Origin of the sequence: Nesterenkonia sp. CL21 (assembly GCF_031705515.1) — a bacterium.
Taxonomy (GTDB): domain Bacteria; phylum Actinomycetota; class Actinomycetes; order Actinomycetales; family Micrococcaceae; genus Nesterenkonia; species Nesterenkonia aethiopica.
Map to the genome: position 1 here is coordinate 82,564 of NZ_JAUTWR010000009.1, position 17,828 is coordinate 100,391.

General features: G+C 70.7%; 12 protein-coding genes and 1 tRNA gene. 3 read left to right on the plus strand and 10 right to left on the minus strand.

Translation table 11 applies throughout. The annotated features are described in order from the left end of the window. Window positions 1-44: 44 nt before the first annotated feature. The 6 genes from Q7C18_RS12950 to Q7C18_RS12975 all read right to left on the minus strand — a co-directional run bounded on the left by Q7C18_RS12950 (window position 45) and on the right by Q7C18_RS12975 (window position 10,703). On the minus strand, window positions 45-2,333 hold the full coding sequence (locus Q7C18_RS12950; RefSeq protein WP_311025733.1) for a hypothetical protein: 2,289 nt from the start codon (window positions 2,331-2,333) through the stop codon (window positions 45-47). 96 nt (window positions 2,334-2,429) lie between these two features. After that, window positions 2,430-3,062, minus strand: coding sequence for a DedA family protein (locus tag Q7C18_RS12955; RefSeq protein ID WP_139827731.1), 633 nt, complete (start codon window positions 3,060-3,062; stop codon window positions 2,430-2,432). Next, entirely contained in the window at window positions 3,050-4,132 is a 1,083-nt protein-coding gene (locus Q7C18_RS12960) for a pseudouridine synthase (RefSeq protein ID WP_311025734.1), read from the minus strand. Before Q7C18_RS12960 ends, Q7C18_RS12955 begins: the two co-directional genes overlap by 13 nt. 77 nt (window positions 4,133-4,209) lie before the next feature. Next, window positions 4,210-4,932, minus strand: a complete 723-nt coding sequence (locus Q7C18_RS12965; protein WP_311025735.1) for a VOC family protein — start codon at window positions 4,930-4,932, stop codon at window positions 4,210-4,212. Window positions 4,933-4,941: 9 nt separating this feature from the next. Then, window positions 4,942-10,023: an ATP-dependent helicase gene (locus tag Q7C18_RS12970; RefSeq protein WP_311025736.1), complete on the minus strand. Its 5,082-nt coding sequence runs from the start codon at window positions 10,021-10,023 to the stop codon at window positions 4,942-4,944. Between the two features lie 74 nt (window positions 10,024-10,097). Continuing rightward, window positions 10,098-10,703, minus strand: coding sequence for a glyoxalase (locus tag Q7C18_RS12975; RefSeq protein WP_311025737.1), 606 nt, complete (start codon window positions 10,701-10,703; stop codon window positions 10,098-10,100). 126 nt (window positions 10,704-10,829) lie between these two features. Between Q7C18_RS12975 and Q7C18_RS12980 the strand changes: the two genes are divergently transcribed. Further along, window positions 10,830-11,243 (plus strand): hypothetical protein, encoded by a 414-nt coding sequence (locus tag Q7C18_RS12980; protein ID WP_311025738.1) that lies wholly within the window; start codon window positions 10,830-10,832, stop codon window positions 11,241-11,243. Between the two features lie 78 nt (window positions 11,244-11,321). Here the strand turns inward: Q7C18_RS12980 and Q7C18_RS12985 are convergent, their stop codons facing one another. Together Q7C18_RS12985 and Q7C18_RS12990 are read right to left on the minus strand one after the other, a co-directional pair. Further along, window positions 11,322-12,068 carry an NAD(P)-binding domain-containing protein gene (locus Q7C18_RS12985; RefSeq protein WP_311025739.1) on the minus strand — a complete coding sequence of 249 codons (747 nt, stop codon included), beginning with the start codon at window positions 12,066-12,068 and terminating at the stop codon, window positions 11,322-11,324. Continuing rightward, a complete protein-coding gene (locus Q7C18_RS12990; RefSeq protein WP_170922616.1) occupies window positions 12,061-12,519 on the minus strand; it encodes a 23S rRNA (pseudouridine(1915)-N(3))-methyltransferase RlmH in 459 nt (152 codons plus the stop codon). Before Q7C18_RS12990 ends, Q7C18_RS12985 begins: the two co-directional genes overlap by 8 nt. A 319-nt stretch (window positions 12,520-12,838) precedes the next feature. Between Q7C18_RS12990 and Q7C18_RS12995 the strand changes: the two genes are divergently transcribed. Next, on the plus strand, window positions 12,839-13,333 hold the full coding sequence (locus Q7C18_RS12995) for a hypothetical protein (RefSeq protein ID WP_311025740.1): 495 nt from the start codon (window positions 12,839-12,841) through the stop codon (window positions 13,331-13,333). Window positions 13,334-13,587: 254 nt separating this feature from the next. Here Q7C18_RS12995 and Q7C18_RS13000 read toward each other — a convergent pair. Next, window positions 13,588-13,679, minus strand: a tRNA-Ser gene (locus tag Q7C18_RS13000). A gap of 166 nt (window positions 13,680-13,845) precedes the next feature. Between Q7C18_RS13000 and Q7C18_RS13005 the strand changes: the two genes are divergently transcribed. Beyond that, window positions 13,846-15,816, plus strand: a complete 1,971-nt coding sequence (locus Q7C18_RS13005; RefSeq protein ID WP_311025741.1) for an FAD/NAD(P)-binding protein — start codon at window positions 13,846-13,848, stop codon at window positions 15,814-15,816. Between the two features lie 111 nt (window positions 15,817-15,927). On the opposite strand, the gene Q7C18_RS13010 is transcribed toward Q7C18_RS13005, so the two are convergent. Further along, entirely contained in the window at window positions 15,928-17,826 is a 1,899-nt protein-coding gene (locus tag Q7C18_RS13010; protein ID WP_311025742.1) for an FAD-binding monooxygenase, read from the minus strand. Window positions 17,827-17,828: the final 2 nt, after the last annotated feature.

Sequence of the window (17,828 nt, forward strand, 5' to 3'; positions counted from 1 at the left end):
CATGGGCGCACCCTGGGCACGCCGGATGAGTATGCCGGACGGTGTCAGATGATGTCGTCCACCGGGCGGCCCATGGCCGCGCGGCGTTCCGCGTGATTGATCCGGTGCCGTCGGGACTCGGTGGCCAGGATGACCACGAAGGCGCCCATGGCCGCCCCGATCGCCACCCACACCGAGGGCGTCTCGGAGAGCAGACGGGGGAACACGAGCCAGAACATGCCCCAGCCGAGGCCGAGCGCGATGGTCATCCGGCCGCGCTCCGTCATGGCGTAGAACGCGGCGATCCAGATGCATACCACCAGGCCGATCATGGCCCAAAGGATCGCCGGGAAGCCGGGGATCCGAACGCCCATGGCGGTCAGGGCGGCCGAGACGGAGGACATCGCCCCGACCAGGGCCCAGCCGGTGAACAGCCCCACCGTGGAGTCGGTGAAGCGGCGCTCGATGGTGTTCCGCGCGGTATGGAGCGTGAACTGACGGACGGCGTCCACCAGGGCCAGGGCCGCGGCCAGTGCGGCCAGCACAGCGACGGCGAGCATGCCCGCGTGCACGGCGGCCGTCCAGACCAGCATCATCACCGAGGCGATGCCGACCAGCCAGCCCGAGCGACGCTGCCGGGGAGTCGAGATCTGTGTGGTGGTCCACTGATGGACCGCATGTCCCAGCAGTCCCAGCGCGATGACCGGCCAGAGCCAGTAGTGACCGGCGTCGGGGGTCAGCAGCGCGGCGTCGCCCGAATACCAGCCGTCCACCAGGGTCTCGAGTCCGTTGCCCCCGATGATGGCCGGACCGCCGAAGGCTCCCAGCATCCACAGTGCGGAGGCCAGCGCGGCCACCGCACTGACGCTGACGAAGATCTGGCGAGCCAGGTCGACGGCTCCCGGCCGCGGGTCGGGGTCCCGGGAGGGGAGGTTGTACGGCGGGATGTAGGTGTACAGGTCCTCCTCGTCATCCGCGTACTCGTCCGCGTCGTCGTCCTCATGGTCGGTGGCGGCCTCAATGGCGGCGGCCTTCTCCATGATCACGGCGCGCCGACGGGCGGCGCTGGCATCCTGCAGGCGCGTCTCCTCGGCCTCCTGCTCCCGAGCCTCCCAGGGGAGCGGGCGGCCGTCATGCTTGGGCGGTCGCGGCAGGGGGATCCGGCTGGTGCGCGGGTCGCCGGTCTGGGCGTCGATCGGCGGCAGCGTGACCATGGTGGCATCCTCGTCCGGCAGGATGTCTGACGTCGGCAGCGGGGGATGCTCCTGCGCCCGCTGCGTGTAGGAGTCCAGCTCGGAGGCCGTCTGCTCGTCGGGGAGGTCGACGTCGTCGGCCTCGTCCTCCTCCAGGTGCGGTGGCAGGTCCTGGGCCGTGGCCTCCGGCTCTGCGGCCCCCTGGGAGGCATCAGTCGCGGCATCCGGTGCTGGGCGGTCGGTGTCCTCGGCGACGGCGGTCGGCGGCGCAGCCACCGACGGCTCGTGCTGGTCGGCGTGGGGCTGGTCGGCGTGGGGCTGGTCGGCGTCAGGGTCGGCCTCTGCCTGGGGGTTCCAGCTCTGGTGCGTCCAGTCCTGGGCGGGCCAGTCGTCGTGGGTCCAGTCCTGGTGGGTCCAGTCCTGCCCGGTCCAGGCGTCATCGACGTCCTGGGGGAGTGCCTGCTCCTCCAGGGCGCCCTCCCCGTCGGAATCGGGGTCCACCACATGGCCCTGGGCTCGGCGCGGGTCCAGGGGAGCGGCGATCTGCTCCCCGGGCTCGGGCCGGCGGAAGGCGTGCGCGAGCTTCTCCGTGGCCGCGGCGAAACGCGCGTCCAGGGTGTCGAAGAACTCGCTGAGCCCGGCCTCCTTCTCTTCCGGGCGGGCCTCGGGAGGAAGCACAGGAGTCGGGCGGCTCATCCGCACCTCACCGGTGTCCGAGGACACTGCCGGCTGCGTGTCAGTGCCGGGGCCCGCCTCGGAGTCACGAGCAGCGCCGTCGTCGTCGGGCTGTGCGCTCTCGGGCCCGGTCACGTCCGACTCTGACGTCGGATCCGCGGGCTCGGACGGGGCGGGCTCGTGCTGGGCGGGCTCAGTGATCTCGTGGGCGGCGGCCTCCGCGCCGATCACTCCGGACTCGGCGGGAGCCTCCAGGTCATCGGCTTCGGCGCCGGACTCGCTGTCCTGTCCAGGATCCGCTGCGGCGTCGTCGGCGGTCGCCTCGTCGCCAGGTTCGTCGACTGGCTCGTCGGCGCCCTGTTCGTCGTCGATCTGCTCGTCGGTTCCCTGCTCGTCGGCGCCCTGGAGCTCATCAGGATGCGGCTCGGGGTGCTCTTCTGCAGGGGCGGTGACCGACGGTGAATACTCTGAGGACCGGTCAGTCACGGTGCGTTCTCCCCTCGTGAGGAACAGGATGTGCGGGACAGCGGAGGTCCAGCTGTGTCAGGCGTGCGGAACCGGCCAGCAGCCCTCTGCCGAGGCTCAGGCCGAACTCGCACGTGATCGTCGCCGTCGCGCGGAGACCACGGCGATGATCAACCCCACCAGAGTACCTACTGCGACGGCGGCGACCGTGCTCGCCCACGGGGGGAGTCCCGTAGTTGTTCCCGTAATGTAACCTAGCCCGACCAGCCACAACGACCAGGTCACGGCCCCGGCGAGGGCGAGCGGCACGAGGAACGGCCAGGTCAGCCGCATCATGCCGGCGGTGGCCATGGAGGCGCAGCGGCCGCCGGGGATCGCTCGGATCAGCAGCAGCCCCACCCAGGTGGAGGCCCCGCCGGCTCTGATGGACAGGCGCAGCAGCTTGCGGTGGATGAGCCGTCCCCATTTCCACCGGTGCAGCACCCGGATCAGCTGGTACCGAAACAGCAGGTAGACGCCGATGTCGCCCAGCAGACAGCCCAGCGTGGTCACGGCGAGCACGAGGCCCAGGGGCATCAGCCCCTCGGCTGCCATGGACCCGGAGGCGATCACCATCAGTTCGGAGGGGAAGGGCGGCACGAAGGCGGTGAACGCCACGGCCATCAGCTGCGCGGCGAAGTACCACCAGCCCCACTCCTCGAGCAGCTGAGGGTCGTCCAGGGCCTGGGCTGCAGCGATCAGTCCGTCCACGGGGCTGCCTCCAGGGGGTTCGTCGTCGGTGCTTCCACCAGCGACCGGCGGGAGGTGAACGTCCTGGGCTCCCCGCTGAGGGGATCGATGAAGCTCAGGGTGCGGGCCAGCAGCTGCAGCGGGCGGTCGAAATCGTCGGGAGCGTCGTCGAGCAGCTCCGGGTAGAAGCGGTCGTGCAGGATGCCCAGTCCCAGCAGGGCCATGTGGATGCGCAGCTGGTGGGTCTTGCCGGTGTGCGGGATCAGCCGGAAGTGCCCGACGGCGTCCCCGGCTCGGTTCCGGCCGGTGCTCAGCAGCTCGATGCGCGAGGAGGCGTTGGGCCCGGGCACCGGAGTGGTGCGCCGGCGCCCGCGCCTCGGGGCGCGACGATCCTGCGGGCGTCTGCCGGAGTCGGCGACCTCATAGGGCTGCAGCTCGGAGACCACGACGCCCTTGGTCTTGGTGATGCGGTTGCGCACGGTCAGCGGGAACCGGGAGGCGAACGACGGGGGACCACCATCCTTGGACCTCAGCTGGTGCTGCGGCTCGGTGGGCAGGGCGCTGACGCACTCATAGGTCTTGTCCGCCTGCCGGTTCTCGAACAGCAGCTGGTAGGCCCCACGGGTGCTGGGTTCCTTGGAGAAGATCACGACGCCGGCGGTGCCCCGGTCCAGTCTGTGGATCGGAACGAGGTCGGGAAGGTCGAGGCGGCGGCGCAGGCGCACCAGCAGGGACTCCTGGACGTATCGGCCCGCCGGGGTGGTGGGCAGGAAGTGCGGCTTGTCGACCGCCACCAGGTGCTCGTCCTCGTGGAGGATCTCCTCGGTCACGGGCAGCGGACGCTCGTCGCTGACGGATCGGTAGTACCAGAGGAACTCGCAGGCGCCCAGCGGGGTGGAGGTCGTCAACGGCCGGCCTGCGGCATCGACGACCTCGCCGTCGTCGAACCTGCGGGTGATGCCGCCGTGGTCGATGTGGCCGAAGGTCTCCAGCACGTAGTCGTGGATGGTCTCCCAGGGGCCGGTGCGAGGGAGCCGTAGGCGGGTGGCATTGACCCCGTCGCGAACGGGGAGGGGAGACGTCTGAGCCACCTGACCAGCGTACCGTCTGAGCTGAGCACGCCGAACCCGGCCGCTCGGCCGTCGCCGAGCCGCCTGCGACTGCGGGCTCAGCCCCAGTCGGGGGCCTGGGCCTGGGCGATGTTCTCGTCGGGTGCGGTCAGCGGGTGGTTGACCTGCCAGGACATGCCGAAGCGGTCCTGCACCCAGGCGAAGTTCTTCGCGAAGTCGTAGTCGCCGGGCTCCATGAGGAAGCTGCCGCCCTCGCTGAGCTTCTCCACGATCTCGTCGAACTCGGTGGTGGTGTCCACCACCACGGCCACCGAGACCGACGGTGTGAAGCTGAACTCGTGCCGCACCAGGCTGTCCTGGATCATCAGCACCTGTCCACCCACGAGCACCTGGGCGGTGGCGACCAGCCGGGTGGGGGCCGCGGGCGTCGCCTCGGCATCCACCGTGGTCAGGTCCGTGCCGGTGGCCGGCGAGGGGTCTTCGTCGGTGGGCGTCCCAGCGCCGTCGCCCGCTGAGGTGTCGCCCTCGTCCGGGGCCGTCCCTTCGGCGTCGTCATGCTCGACGCCGCCCTCGTCATCGGTGTCGTCATCGGCATCGAGGTCTGTCTCGTCGGCCGGGGCGCCCTCGTGCTCCTCACTCGCCGTGTCCTCCTCGACCTCGGCGACCTCGTCCTCGTCGCCGTTGCCTGCGTCGAAGATCTCGGTCCCCTCGGGGTGGTGCTGGATCTCGATGAGCTCGGCGTCCGGGAACGTCTCCAGGTAGAGGTCGATGGCCTCTTGGGCCTGACCTTGGAACATCAGGAACGGAAGGCAGAGAGTCATGGCATCAGCCTAACCGGAAAACCTCAGCCCCGACGGTGAGGAGTGGAAACCTGCACGGCGCAGGGCGTCCCCGAGCCGGGTGCCGAGCACCGGCTGCCCGTTGACACGTTCCACGGCCACGCGGCCGGTGCGGGCCTGGCGCAGGCGCTCGACCAGCGCCTGCGCGGCGGCCTCCAGCAGGTGCTCCTCCTCGGTGAACACCAGCAGAGTCCGGCCGCCCCGCTCCATGTACAGCAGGAGCTCGCCGCGGTGGAGCACGACGACGGCGCCGGCCTTGCGTCCCGGACGGTGTCGGCTGTCCTCCAGGGCGGGCCAATCCAGGGCGGCGCCGTAGGCGTTGGCCGGGTCGGTGGCCGCCAGGACCAGCACCTCTCGGGCGGTCTCCGGGTCCACCGGGTTGGGGGAGGAGTGCTCCCAGGCGGAACGCGGCCCGCCGCCAGGGTGGTCAGCGGAGCGGGTGCCGTGCGTGGTCCCGGAGGGTCCCGGGGAGGCCTCAGAGGCCGCCCGGTCCTCGAGGGCGTCGGCGGTGGCACGCAGAGAATCGATGGTGGCGGAGGTGGTGAACTGGGCGGCACCGAGCTGCTCGATGAAATAGCCGCGACGCACCTGCCCGGCGTCCTCCGCGGCGGCGAGCACCTTGTAGACGGCGGCGAAGCCTCCGGACAGCGGCGAGACGGCGCGCACCCTCTCGGATGACAGGCCGGACGCCGTCCCGGATGACGCGCCGGGCGCGGTCCCTGTCCCAGGGGAACCGGTCTGCTGCTCGGCGAGCACCGAGCCGCGGGTCACCACGCCGTAGCGGTCCAGCAGGATCTCCGCCCGGGCGTAGGCCAGGGTGGTCTGCTGCTCGGCCGCGGACCCGTCCGCGGCCCCGGGCGCGGAGGACCACCGCACGCCCGCGGGCTGGCCGGGTGCGCCCCGGCCCCCCGGAGTCCGGGCACCGGCGGAGACGCCGCGCAGCGACCGGCGCGCCTCCACCGCCTGACGCAGCGCCATGCGACGCGAGGTGTGCCGACTCCGCGTGGGCCGGGCGGTGGCCTTGTGCGCCGTCCGCCCGCCGGTGAGCATCCCGCGGATCGCGGAGAAGCTGTCCGGGACCACGCGTCCTGCCCAGAACAGCTCCCAGAGCGCCTCCGAGACCTTCTCAGCCGATGTGCTCACGGGCTCGCCGTCACTGGCGGCGCTGGCCTCGCCCGCAGCATCGATTCCACCCTCACCACGGGCGTCCGCGGTCTCGGCGGGGCGTCTCCGAGCCAGCTGATCGGCCAGCGCCTCGGGGAACCAGGCGCCGCCGCCGTCGAGGATCTCCAGGATCCAGCGCTGCAGCGCCGTGGGCGTGTGGTCGGCCCGCACGAGCAGGCCCGCCTCGGCGTCTTCGCGTGGGTGCAGGGCGACCCACCCGTCGTGCCCGGACAGGGCCCCCCGACCGGCCACCACCACCTCCCCGGCGCTGACCAGCTCGTCGAGCATCGACGGGCGATAGTCCCGGATCCGGGCAGGGAGTATGAACGCCTCCCAGGCGCTGGCCGGCGCGGCGACGCCGGAGAGCTGGGCGAGGACCTCCGTCAGGGCTCCCTGCCCCTCCATGCGTGTCTGCGGGGTGACCGACTGCCACTCCGCAAGGAACTGGGCGAAGGCCCGCGGCGGGACCGGCTCCACCTCGGCCCGCAGAGCGGCCAGGGAACGACGGCGGATGCGGCGCAGCATCTCCACCTCACACCACTCGGACTGGCCCGGTGCCATGCGGTCCGGCTCCACATCGGGGCGGAACAGCCCTCGCACCAGCCTGGCCTGATCGGCCAGCCGTTCCAGCACCCCGGCGACGACGGCGGCCCCCAGTCCCAGCTCCGCAGCGGCCTCCTCCGTGGTGAAGGGGCCATGGGTCCGGGCGTAGCGGGAGACCAGGTCCTCCAGCGGGTCCTCGACCGGATCCAGGAAGACCTGAGGGATGCCCGGAGGCAGAGGGACGCCGAGCCCGTCACGCAGCCGTGAGGCGTCCTCCACCGCGGCATAGCGCTCCGTTCCGCGCCACCGCACGCGGAACGCCCGCTGCGCCCCCACCAGCGACTCGGCATGGTCCCGGGCGGCGGCCACGTCCAAGGCGGGCATCTCCGGGCCCTCCGCGAGTCCTTCGTCATCCACTGCCGGCGCCTCGGCCTCGGACCCGCGCAGGCGCGCCGCCAGCTCCTCGGCGCTCAGCGGTCCCAACAGGCGCAGCAGATCCGCGGCCCCCTCCTTGCCGCGCAGTCGCCGTGACGGTGCCAGACGCTGCGCGTGGGCCACCGCGTCGGCGATGATGCCGGCGTCCAGGAAGTCCCGCAGCTCCACCCGGCCCAGCAGCTCGCCGAGCAGCTCCGGGTCCACCGACAGGGCGGCCGCCCGCCGTTCCGCCAGCGGGGAATCACCCTCATAGAGGTACTGGGCGATGTAGCCGAAGAGGATCGACTGGGCGAACGGCGAAGGCCGCTGGGTGGTGGCCTCCACCATCCGGATGCGCCGTCGGCCGATCCGGCCCATCACCTCCAGCAGTGCGGGCATGTCATAGACGTCCTGCAGGACCTCCCGCATGGCCTCCATGATCATCGGGAAGTCCGGGTGCCCGGAGGCGACCTCCAACAGTTGGGAGGACCGCTGGCGCTGCTGCCACAACGGGGTGCGCTGGCCCGGGTTCTGCCGCGGCAGCAGCAGCGCGCGCGCAGCGGCCTCCCGGAAACGTCCGGCGAACAGCGCCGAGGAGCTGACCTGAGCGGTCACGACCTCCTCCAGCTCCTCAGGCTCGAACCGGAACAGCTCCGCCCCTGGGGGATCGTCGTCCATCATCGGCACCCGCAGCACGATGCCGTCGTCGGAGGCCAGCGCCGAGCCGTCCAGCCCGTAGCGCTCGTGCAGGCGTTCGCCCACCGCCAGCGCCCATGGCGCATGGACCTGCATGCCATAGGGAGAGTGGAGGATGATCCGCCAATCGCCCAGCTCATCGCGGGTCTGCTCCACCACCAGGGCGGTGTCCGAGGGCAGGGTGCCGGTGGCCTCCTGCTGCTCGGCCAGGTACCGGATCAGGTTCTCCCGGGCCCAGAGATCCATGCCCAGTGCGCGCAGGCGGGCGCCGACGGCGTCGTCGTCCTCGGTGTGGACCTCCCGGTGGAACCGCCCCAGCGCCTCACCCAGCTCCGCGGGACGTCCCAGCCCGTCGCCGCGCCAGAACGGCAGGGAGGCCGGCTGCCCGAAGGCTGGGGTGACCAGCACTCGGTCGAAGGTGATCTCCTCGATCCTCCAGCTGGTGGCCCCCAGGGCGAAGACGTCGCCCACCCGGGACTCATAGACCATCTCCTCGTCCAGCTCTCCGACCCGACGGCCTCCGGTCCGCGCGGAGCCGGACTCCTCGCCGCCGGCGAGATACACGCCGAACAGGCCCCGGTCCGGGATGGTGCCGCCAGAGGTCACTGCGAGCCGCTGGGCGCCGGGGCGGCCTGTCAGGGTGCCGGCGTCGCGGTCCCAGACGATGCGCGGCCGCAGCTCCGCGAACCGGTCGGAGGGGTACTTCCCGGCCAGCAGGTCCAACGTGGCCTCATAGGCGGAGCGCGGCAGGGAGGAGAACGGTGCGCTGCGCCGCAGCGTCTCGAACCAGTGCTCCACGTCCAGCGAGTCCAGTGCGACGGCGGCCACCGTCTGCTGAGCCAGGACGTCCAGCGGATTGCGGGGGATGTGCAGCGCCTCGATCTGCCCGGCCAGCATGCGCTCCACGACGACGGCGGTGGACACCAGATCCCCGCGGTGCTTGGGGAAGAACCAGCCCATCGAGACCTCACCCACCTGGTGACCGGCGCGGCCGATGCGCTGCAGTCCCGAGGAGACGGCGTGCGGGGCCTCCACCTGGATGACCAGGTCCACCGCGCCCATGTCGATGCCCAGCTCCAGGGAGGATGTGGCCACCACACAGCGCAGCCGACCGGCCTTGAGGTCTTCCTCCACGATCTTGCGCTGCTCCTTGGAGACCGAGCCGTGGTGGGAACGGGCCAGATCCGGAGGCGGCGCGTCGTCGCCCTCAGCGCCGCCGGCGACTTCACCGCCCCCACCGCCGCCATCGCTCGCCGCGTCGTGTGGCTGCTGCCGTTCGTGCCAGATCTCGTTGAGCCGGCCGGTGAGCTTCTCGGCCAGCCGTCGGGAGTTCACGAACACGATTGTGGAGCGGCGCGAGGCGACCAGGTCCACGATCCTGTGTTCCACATGCGGCCAGACGGAGGGCTGCAGCGGCTGGGTGCCCCCGCCGTCGGTGAGCCTGCCGTCGGGGAGCTCAGCGAGCCCGGCCCAGTCCGCGCCGTCGGAGTCCTGACCGGGGAGCGGGCCGTGCGGATTGGCCAGATCCTCCACCGGAACCGACACGGTGATGTCCCACTGCTTCTCCGCCGGCGGCGCGACGATCTCCACCGGCTGCCGGCCTCCCAGGAAGCGTGCGACCTCCTCGCGGGGCTCCACCGTGGCGGAGAGGCCGATGCGTTGGGCGGGGGAGTCCAGCAGGTCGTCGAGCCGCTCCAGGGACACCGCCAGGTGGGCTCCCCGCTTGGTACCGGCCAGGGCATGCACCTCGTCCACGATGACCGTGGAGATCCCCGTCAGCGTCTGTCGCGCCTGAGAGGTCAGCATCAGGTACAGCGACTCAGGGGTGGTGATCAGGATGTTCGGAGGGCGGCGCACCAGATCTCGGCGCTGTTTGGAGGTGGAGTCTCCGGTGCGCACCCCTACTGTGATCTCGGCGGGCTCTTCGCCCAGGCGGCGCGCCGTGTGCGCGATGCCCACCAGCGGGCTGCGCAGATTCCGTTCGATGTCCACCCCGAGGGCCTTCAACGGGGAGATGTAGAGCACCGTGGTGCCCTCGGCAGGCTCTGCGAAGAGCCTGTCCACAGACCAGAGGAACGCGGAGAGGGTCTTTCCGGAACCTGTGGGCGCGACCACCAGGGCATGGCGACCTTGGGAGACCGCGTCCCAAGCGCCGGCCTGCGCGGCGGTCGGCGCGCCGAAGGAGGCGGTGAACCACTCCCGGGTCGGCGCGGTGAAGGGCGCGAGCGCGTCCTTCAGATCGGGTGAGGCATCCATGGACGTCACTGTATCGAGGAGAGCTGACGCGTCCGCGCGGCCTGCTGGGCCCCTACCTCGGGACGGGGAAGGGCTCAGGCCTCGAGCGATTCCCAGACGAAGCCGTCCGGGTCCGTGAGCGGGCCGATGCCGCCGACGATCGCCATCCGGTGGGCGCCCGAGCTCGTCGGATCCACGCCGGCCACCTTGGCCACCGTCTTCCTCCTCACCGCGGTGAGGGTCACGGATCCGGTCTCGAACTCCACGTACCGCTTGCCGTAGCTGGTCCCCACGCTCAGCCCCTGTGCGGTGTAGAACGTCCGGGTAGCGGCCACATCGTCGACGCCGAGCTGCAGGATCAGCCGCTCCAGCACACCGGTGGCAGCGCCGGAGTCCTTCTTGGACGAGGAGGCGAATGTGACCGAGGTGCCGTCGGCGCTGCGGACCGCACCGCCATACCCCCACAGGGATCTCGACGCCGGATCCGTGACCGTGGCGCCGGCGGCCTGGGCGGTGTCCATCAGGGCGTCGACGTCGGAGGGGCCGGGGACCACCAGGGACACGGTGAATCCCCGGAAGCCGTCGGGCTCCGCCTCAGAGGTCCGGACCTGGACTCGGTCGCTGATGCCGAGGGCCTCCCAGAGGCGCTCTGAGGGCGCGGGGTCGGCGGCTTCGATGAGGATATGGGAGATGGTGCTCATGGAGGCCGATGCTACTGCGGGGCAGCGGCCGGAGCGGAGAGCTGCAGGCCGGTCGGGAGTTCGGCGACGCTCCGCCGTCGTCACCCAGGGGTTGCTGCCTGGAGATTCCTGGAGCAGGATCGGTCCATGACTGGTGACGTGATCCAGGATGCCCCCTCTCCTGCCTTGCCGACTGATGTCCTCCGCCAGGCGCTGGCCGACAGCCTGCTGGGCAATGCCGCGGCCCTCCGTTCACGCCTGACTCCTGTGGTGGGTTTGAACGTGGTGTTCCCCGTGCAGGGGAGCGTTCAGCGTCAGGAGGCACTGACTGAGCTCGTCGACGATGTCCTGCCATCAGACCAGCCTGGGGTCGGTCACGACATGGAGGACAGACTGTTTCTGGCCGTGCTCGCAGCGGGAGCCGCTGGTTCCTCAACCATCGTGGTCCAGGTCGTGGGACAGGAGGATCGTACCGAGGTCAGCTGCCATGCCCTCGACGCCCCCGGTGCCAGAGAGACGTTGCGGGAGGCCCTGGGCCGCATCGAGGCTGTGTTGAGGTGACGGCGGGCGCCGGCGCACCGGCCTCCGTGGGATCTGGGCGCGACTCCAGCGGCGGTCGCACCCTCGCCCCGCAGCATCTCATCGGGCGTAGGGCAGCAGGTCCGCTCGGCGCACGGGCCGGTTGAACACCGGGCCCTCCGGCTCCAGCACCCGTCCGGCGGCCAGCGGTCCGAGGGACACCGGGTCGAAGCCCATGGCGGAGATGAGCGCCATGACCAAGCCCCGGGCGGCGTCGTCATCTCCGGCCACACCCAGGGCGCGACGCTGGTCGAGGGGCATGTCGCGAGCGGCGGCGGCGTCGAATTCGGTGTGAGCGACGTGGTTGAGCGCCTTGACCACCCGCGCGCCGGAGAAACGTCCGGCGATGGCCAGAGAGGTGGGCAGCTGCTCGTCCACGGCGGCCTGCAGCCAGGGCGGCAGCAGCTCGTCCTGCCATGTGTTGGTCGCATCGATCAGCACGCAGCCGTCCACCAGCGCGGGGTCAAGCTCATCGAGCTCCTCCTGCGGCACCGCGAGGATGACGATGCCGCGCGGATGCTGCCGGGTACGCGCGGGCACCTCCTCAGCATCGACGGCGGTGGCCCCGGGTGCGTAGATCTTCAGGTGGTGGCGCAGCGCCTTCGGCGGCCGGGTGGAACAGATGTCCACCGCGAAGCCTGCGGCGAGCAGCGCCCGGGCGAAGGCGGTGCCCGCCCGGCCCGCGCCGAGGATCCCCACCACCGGGGGAAGCAGGGACTCACCGTCGGGCCCGCGGGCGACGTCGTAGTCCTGGCTGGCATCTGAGGGCCGCTCGGGGTTGTGCTCAGGCGGGGTGGGTTCAGACATGGTGGTACGGCCTTCCTCCGGAGATCTCCTGGGCCCGATAGACCTGCTCGGCGAGGACCATCCGAACCAGCTGGTGTGGGAAGACCAGCTTGGAGAGCGACCAGACGAAATCTGCGCGCGCATGCAGTTCATGGTCGACCCCGTAGGCGCCACCGATCACCAGGACCACCGGGTGGCCCAGGTCGAACTGGCTCTGCAGATGCTTCGCCAGGGCAGGCGAGTCGATGTTCTTGCCGCGTTCGTCCAGCAGCACCACGTGGTCCTGCGGCTTGATGGTGCCCAGGATGCGCCCGGACTCCTCGGCGCGGGCGGCCTCACCGTCGCGGGAGGAGTGGGGAAGCAGCTTCCAGCTGAGGTCATAGGGCTTGCGCAGGCGCTGGGTGTACCGCTCAATGCCGTCCACAGCCCACTTCTCATGCTTCTTGCCGATGGCGACCACGCTGATGCTCATGAGCCATGAGCCTATGCGGGGCGCTGGAGGGGCGTCCAGAAGACGACGGATGAGGGGATCCCGCACAGAGAGGACCCCCGGGCTGACCAGCGCTGAGGGGGGACGCTGCAGAAGGCCAACCCGGGGGTCCGAATCACTCGCACCTCCATGAGGTGATCCCTACGCTACGGCCCGTTCTTGAGTACGAGCCTGAGCTGAGCTGGGGATCGTCTGGACGTCGGACCTCGTCCCGGCGGTGAGCATGTGCCGTCCCGGGACCGAGGGTTCTGGAAGACTGGCTCACACTGGTCGACTCAACCCACGGAGAGGTCCCCACCGCATGCACTTCGCACCCCTGCCTGACGGCCTCGGGCGCCCGACGAGGCCTCTCCTGGATCGGCCGGCCCTGTCCGGCGATGAGGTCGTCGTGGGCCTCGGGGCGGTGTGCGATCTGGAGCGGGTGCCGCGTGTGGGAGATCCTTCGGTCCGTTTCGACGTCGCCGAGTTCGTGGAGCTGGACGATGGGCGACCTGTACTGCTGCGGGACCTCGAATTCACGCTCTCGTCCATCAGGTACACCGACGGAAGGGCGCCGGAGGAGGACCCGACGACAGGGCTGAGCCTCGAGGACGTGATCGACGAAGTACGCGTCACCACGGGCCCCGAGGTGCGAGCCGACGGGACGGTGTCCGACGAGGAACACGACTGGGACGAGCTGGCGCTGTTCGTCCGCGACATCGGACTGACGGTCACGGCAGACCGCCTCAAGGCCGTCGGCTATGCGATCACCGTGACAGATCGCGTCCGTGAGCTGCTGTCACGGCGAGACGACTGAAGGCGGCCGTGCGCAGAGAAGACCCCCGGGCTGACCAGCGCTGAGGGGGGACGCTGCAGAAGGTCAGCCCGGGGGTCCGAATCACTCGCACCTCCATGAGGCGTTCCCTACGCTACGACCCGTTCTTGAGCGCGAGCCTGAGCTGAGCCGAAGATTCTCTGAACGCGGTCGTCGGAACGTCCAGCGGCGGACGACGCGCGCGGTGCAGACGACGATGCCCCGCTCGGATCAGTCCGAGCGGGGCATCTCACATCTGGCGGAGGCGGGGGGATTTGAACCCCCGGTCCGGGTTTAACCGGACCCTTCATTAGCAGTGAAGTCCGTTCGGCCGCTCCGGCACGCCTCCTGTGCGCCTGAGACCCCACGGGGATCGCCCATGCCTCGTCCAGGCGCTGTACCAGGGTAGCGGCAATCCTTGCCGGAGCACAAAAGCGGCATGACGCTCCTGGCTGGGCGGCGCAGTACCCTGGTCAGAGCAGCCGTGGGCATCAGCAGACAGGAGGCGGCCGCCGATGAGTGAGGTCCAGGGACAGGCGGCGGCCACCACGGAGCTCGTCATCGCCGTCGTCGGGGCCGGCCCGCGCGGCACCTCGTTCCTGGAGCGCCTGCTGGCCCACCTTGACCACATCCCCGACCCCGTACCGGAACTGCGCATCGTGGTCCTGGACCCCGCTGCGCACGGGCCGGGTCGCGTCTGGGACCCGGACCAGTCGCCTCTCTACCTGATGAACACCCCGGCCAGCTACCCGACCGTGGCACCGGCGGGGGAGACCCAGCAGGGGCTCGCCCCCTCTGAGGTCTCCCAGAGCTTCGCCCAATGGCGCCGAGAACGCTCCGGGGAGACCGGTGACGCCGACTATCCCACCCGCGCCGATTACGGGCAGTACCTCGCCGACCTCCATGAACGGACCATGGGACTGCTGTCTGCCCGCGACGGCGTCACCGTGGAGTCTCGGCGCTCCCAGGTCATAGGGCTTCGCCAGGTGGGCGGGAGCCAGCACGGTGGCGACGACGTCGTCGACCAGCGCTACTGCCTCAGCTGCGACGACGGCACCGAGCTGACGGCGGACGCCGTCGTACTGGCGCTCGGGCATGTGCCGGCGAGACTCTCCGATTCCGCCCAGCACCTCGCCGACGTCGCCGTAGACCTGGGCCTGCACTATTCGCCGCCGGCCATCCCCACCGATGTCGACGTCGACGCGATCCCGGCCGGGGAGGCCGTGCTGGTCCGGGGGATGGGCCTGAACTTCTTCGACCTGATGATCCAGGCCACCGCCGGGCGCGGCGGCCGGTTCCGCCATCTGCCGGACAACCCGCCGGGGCGCCGTCTGGAGTACCACCCCAGCGGGGAGGAGCCCCACCTGATAGCCGGTTCCCGCCGGGGCGCACCCTACCGGGCGAAGACCACCGCCGCCGGGTTCGTCCCGGCAGGCATCCGGCTGGTCCACTTCACGGAGCAGGCCGTCGAGGAGGCGGAACGGCGGCACGATGTGCTGGACTTCGCCGCGCACCTGTTGCCGCTCATCCACCGGGACGTGCTGCGGACCTACTATCGGACGCTGGCCGCCGTGTCCCCGGAGCTGTTCCCGGCGCGGCCGGAGGCGTTCCTGGACGAGTTCGACCGGCTGCTGGAAGACCCCGGAGTCGGCGAACAGGTGCTGGCGGTGCAGGGGCAGCACCTGCTGCACGAGCACGCGCCGGATGTGCTGTGGTTCGACATCAGATCGCTGGGCAGACCTTTCGACGACGTCGTCTTCGACTCCGCCGACCATCACCGAGACCACATGCTCGCCTACCTGGAGGATGACGCGGCGTCCTCTGCCGCCGGCGCGGCGAGCCCGGTGAAGATGGCGATCGGGGCGCTGCACGCGGCCCGGATGGAGCTCAAGGCGCTGATCAGCGACGGGCGTGTGTCCACGGCCAGTCAGGTCGGTGACATCGAGGGCTGGTTCGAGTCTCTGGTGGAGGGCCTGGCCAGTGGCCCGCCGCTGCAGCGCATCGAGGAGCTCGCCGCCCTGACCCGCGCCGGTGTGATCGACTTCCTGGGTCCGGACCCCGTCTACGACGTCGACCGTGAGAGCCGGACCTTCACGGCCGAGTCCCCTTGGGTCGCCGCCGAGTCGTTCCGCGCCCGCTGGCTGATCGAGGCGATGATGCCGGCGAACCGGGTGCAGCTATCCCGCTCGCCCCTGGTGGCCGGGCTGCTGAAGGACGGTCTTGCCCGTGCCAAGGAGCTGGTCGACGTCTCCGGGACCGCTCGGGCCGGCAAGGGCTTCGACGTCACCGAGACGCCCCACCGCCTCATCGACGCCGCCGGACACCCCCTGGACGGCGTCTACGTGCTGGGGCTGCAGTTGAGCTCCGTGCAATGGGGCACCGCCATCGCCGCCGAATCCGGTGGGGATCCGCGCTCAGGGGCGCGTACCCTGGCCGACGCCGACGCCGCAGCTGGCAGCATCCTGCAGACCGTGCTGGGGCGCTGACGCTCGGGGCTGAGACCCGCCACTGCAGTTGCCTCCGCGGTTCGGGCCCTTATGACGCGATGTTCGTCTTCATAAGGGCCCGAACCGCAGAGCCACTGGGGAAGGCGCCCCTCAGGCGCGTACCCGCGTCCGCGCGTCCAGGGTGTTCTGCGCGAAGAACGCCGCCAGCCCCGCGGTGTCCGTCAGCGGCAGCACATGGGCCACGTACTGGTCGGGACGGACCACGACGACGGCGCCGTCCCGGGAGATGCCGCGGGCCTCGAAGATGTCCTCGTCGTCCAGCACGGAGAAGACCTTCTCGTACTGCAGCAGCCGGTACGGCCCCACCTCGGGAAGGAAGACCGGCGGGGCGTCGGTGACCTCGAACTCGGTGTGCCGCTGCTGGTAGACGACCTTCACGTCGAACAGCGCATCCAGGTCCGCCCCCTCAGGAGTGCAGCGCACCACCGGGGAGTCCGGCGACTCGGCCAGCCACCGGGCCCAGTCGGTCAGCGCGGAGGGCTGTCCGGCGGCAGGGCGGTCGGCGAAGGCGTAGATCCGCCACCGGCCGTCCGCCTCGGCCTGGTGGCCCAGGTGCAGCGGGTTGGTGTCGCAGACCCGCACCACACGGGCGGACTTGAACCGCTTGCCCACCGGGAAGCCGGAGGCCAGCTGCTGGTGCTCCTCGGCGCCCACGATCATCGAGGGCTCATACTGCGTCATGAACCCGGCCGGGAACTCCGCGGTCTTGACGTAGAAGTCCTCCAGCTCGGAGGGATCGTCGAACTCCTCCGGCTTCTTGGCCATCATCGTGGACCACTCGCGGTCGAAGTCGATGAGGTTCTGCGCGATGACCTGACGCTCCGCGGAGTAGGTGCTCAGCAGCTGCTCCGGGCTGCGCCCGGTGAGCACATGCCCCAGCTTCCACCCGATGTTGAACCCGTCCTGCATGGAGACGTTCATGCCCTGGCCTGCCTTCGCCGAATGCGTGTGGCAGGCGTCGCCGGCGATGAACACCCGCGGGCTGCGGGAGGCGTCGTCGACGTCGTCGAACTTCTCCGTGAGCCGGTGGCCCACCTCGTAGACGCTGTGCCAGGCGACATGCCGGACCTCGAGGGTGTAGGGGTGCAGGATCTCGTTGGCCTTCTGCTCGATCTCCTCCACGGTGGTCCCCCGGATGCGGGCCTTGCGCTCCGGGGTGACCTCTCCGAGGTCCACGTACATGCGGAACAGGTGCCCGCCCTCGCGAGGGATCAGCAGGATGCTGCCCCCGGAGTGGGATTGGATCGCGCATTTGAGGCGGATGTCGGGGAAGTCGGTGCGGGCCAGCACGTCCATCACACCCCAGGCGTGGTTCGCCTGGTCGCCGTCGAGGCTGCGGCCGATGGAGGCGCGCACGCGGCTGCGGGCGCCGTCGGCGCCGAGCACGTACTTGGCGCGCACCACCCGCTCCTCGCCCTCGCGGGGGCCGGCCGTGTGCCGGACCCGCACCGCCACCGGGTGAGTCCCGGAGTCCTCCACGGTGAGGTCCAGGAACTCGATCCCGTAGTCGGGCCGCATCCGGGAGGGGGAGCGCTCCATGAACTCGGCGAAGCGGTCCAGGATGCGCGCCTGGTTGACGATCAGGTGCGGGAACTCGCTGACGTCCTGGGGGTCGTCCACCGGCTGGGCGGTGCGCACGATGTGCTCCGGGGTCGCGGTGTCCGGCTTCCAGAACGCCATCTCGGTGATGTGGTACGCCTCGCAGGAGAGCTCCTCGGCGAAGCCGAAGGCCTGGAAGGTCTCCACGCTGCGGGCCTGGATGCCGTCGGCCTGGCCGACCTCCAGCCGCTGCGGCCGGCGTTCGATGATCCGGGTGTGGACGTCGGGGAACCGCGAGAGCTGGGCGGCGGCGATCATGCCGGCCGGTCCGGTGCCCACGATGAGCACGTCCATCTCGTCAGGCAGCTCGTCGGGACGGTCCAGGCCGATCCCCTCCGCGGGGAGGACGCGCGGATCCGTGGACACGTAGCCATGGTGGTGAAACTGCATCG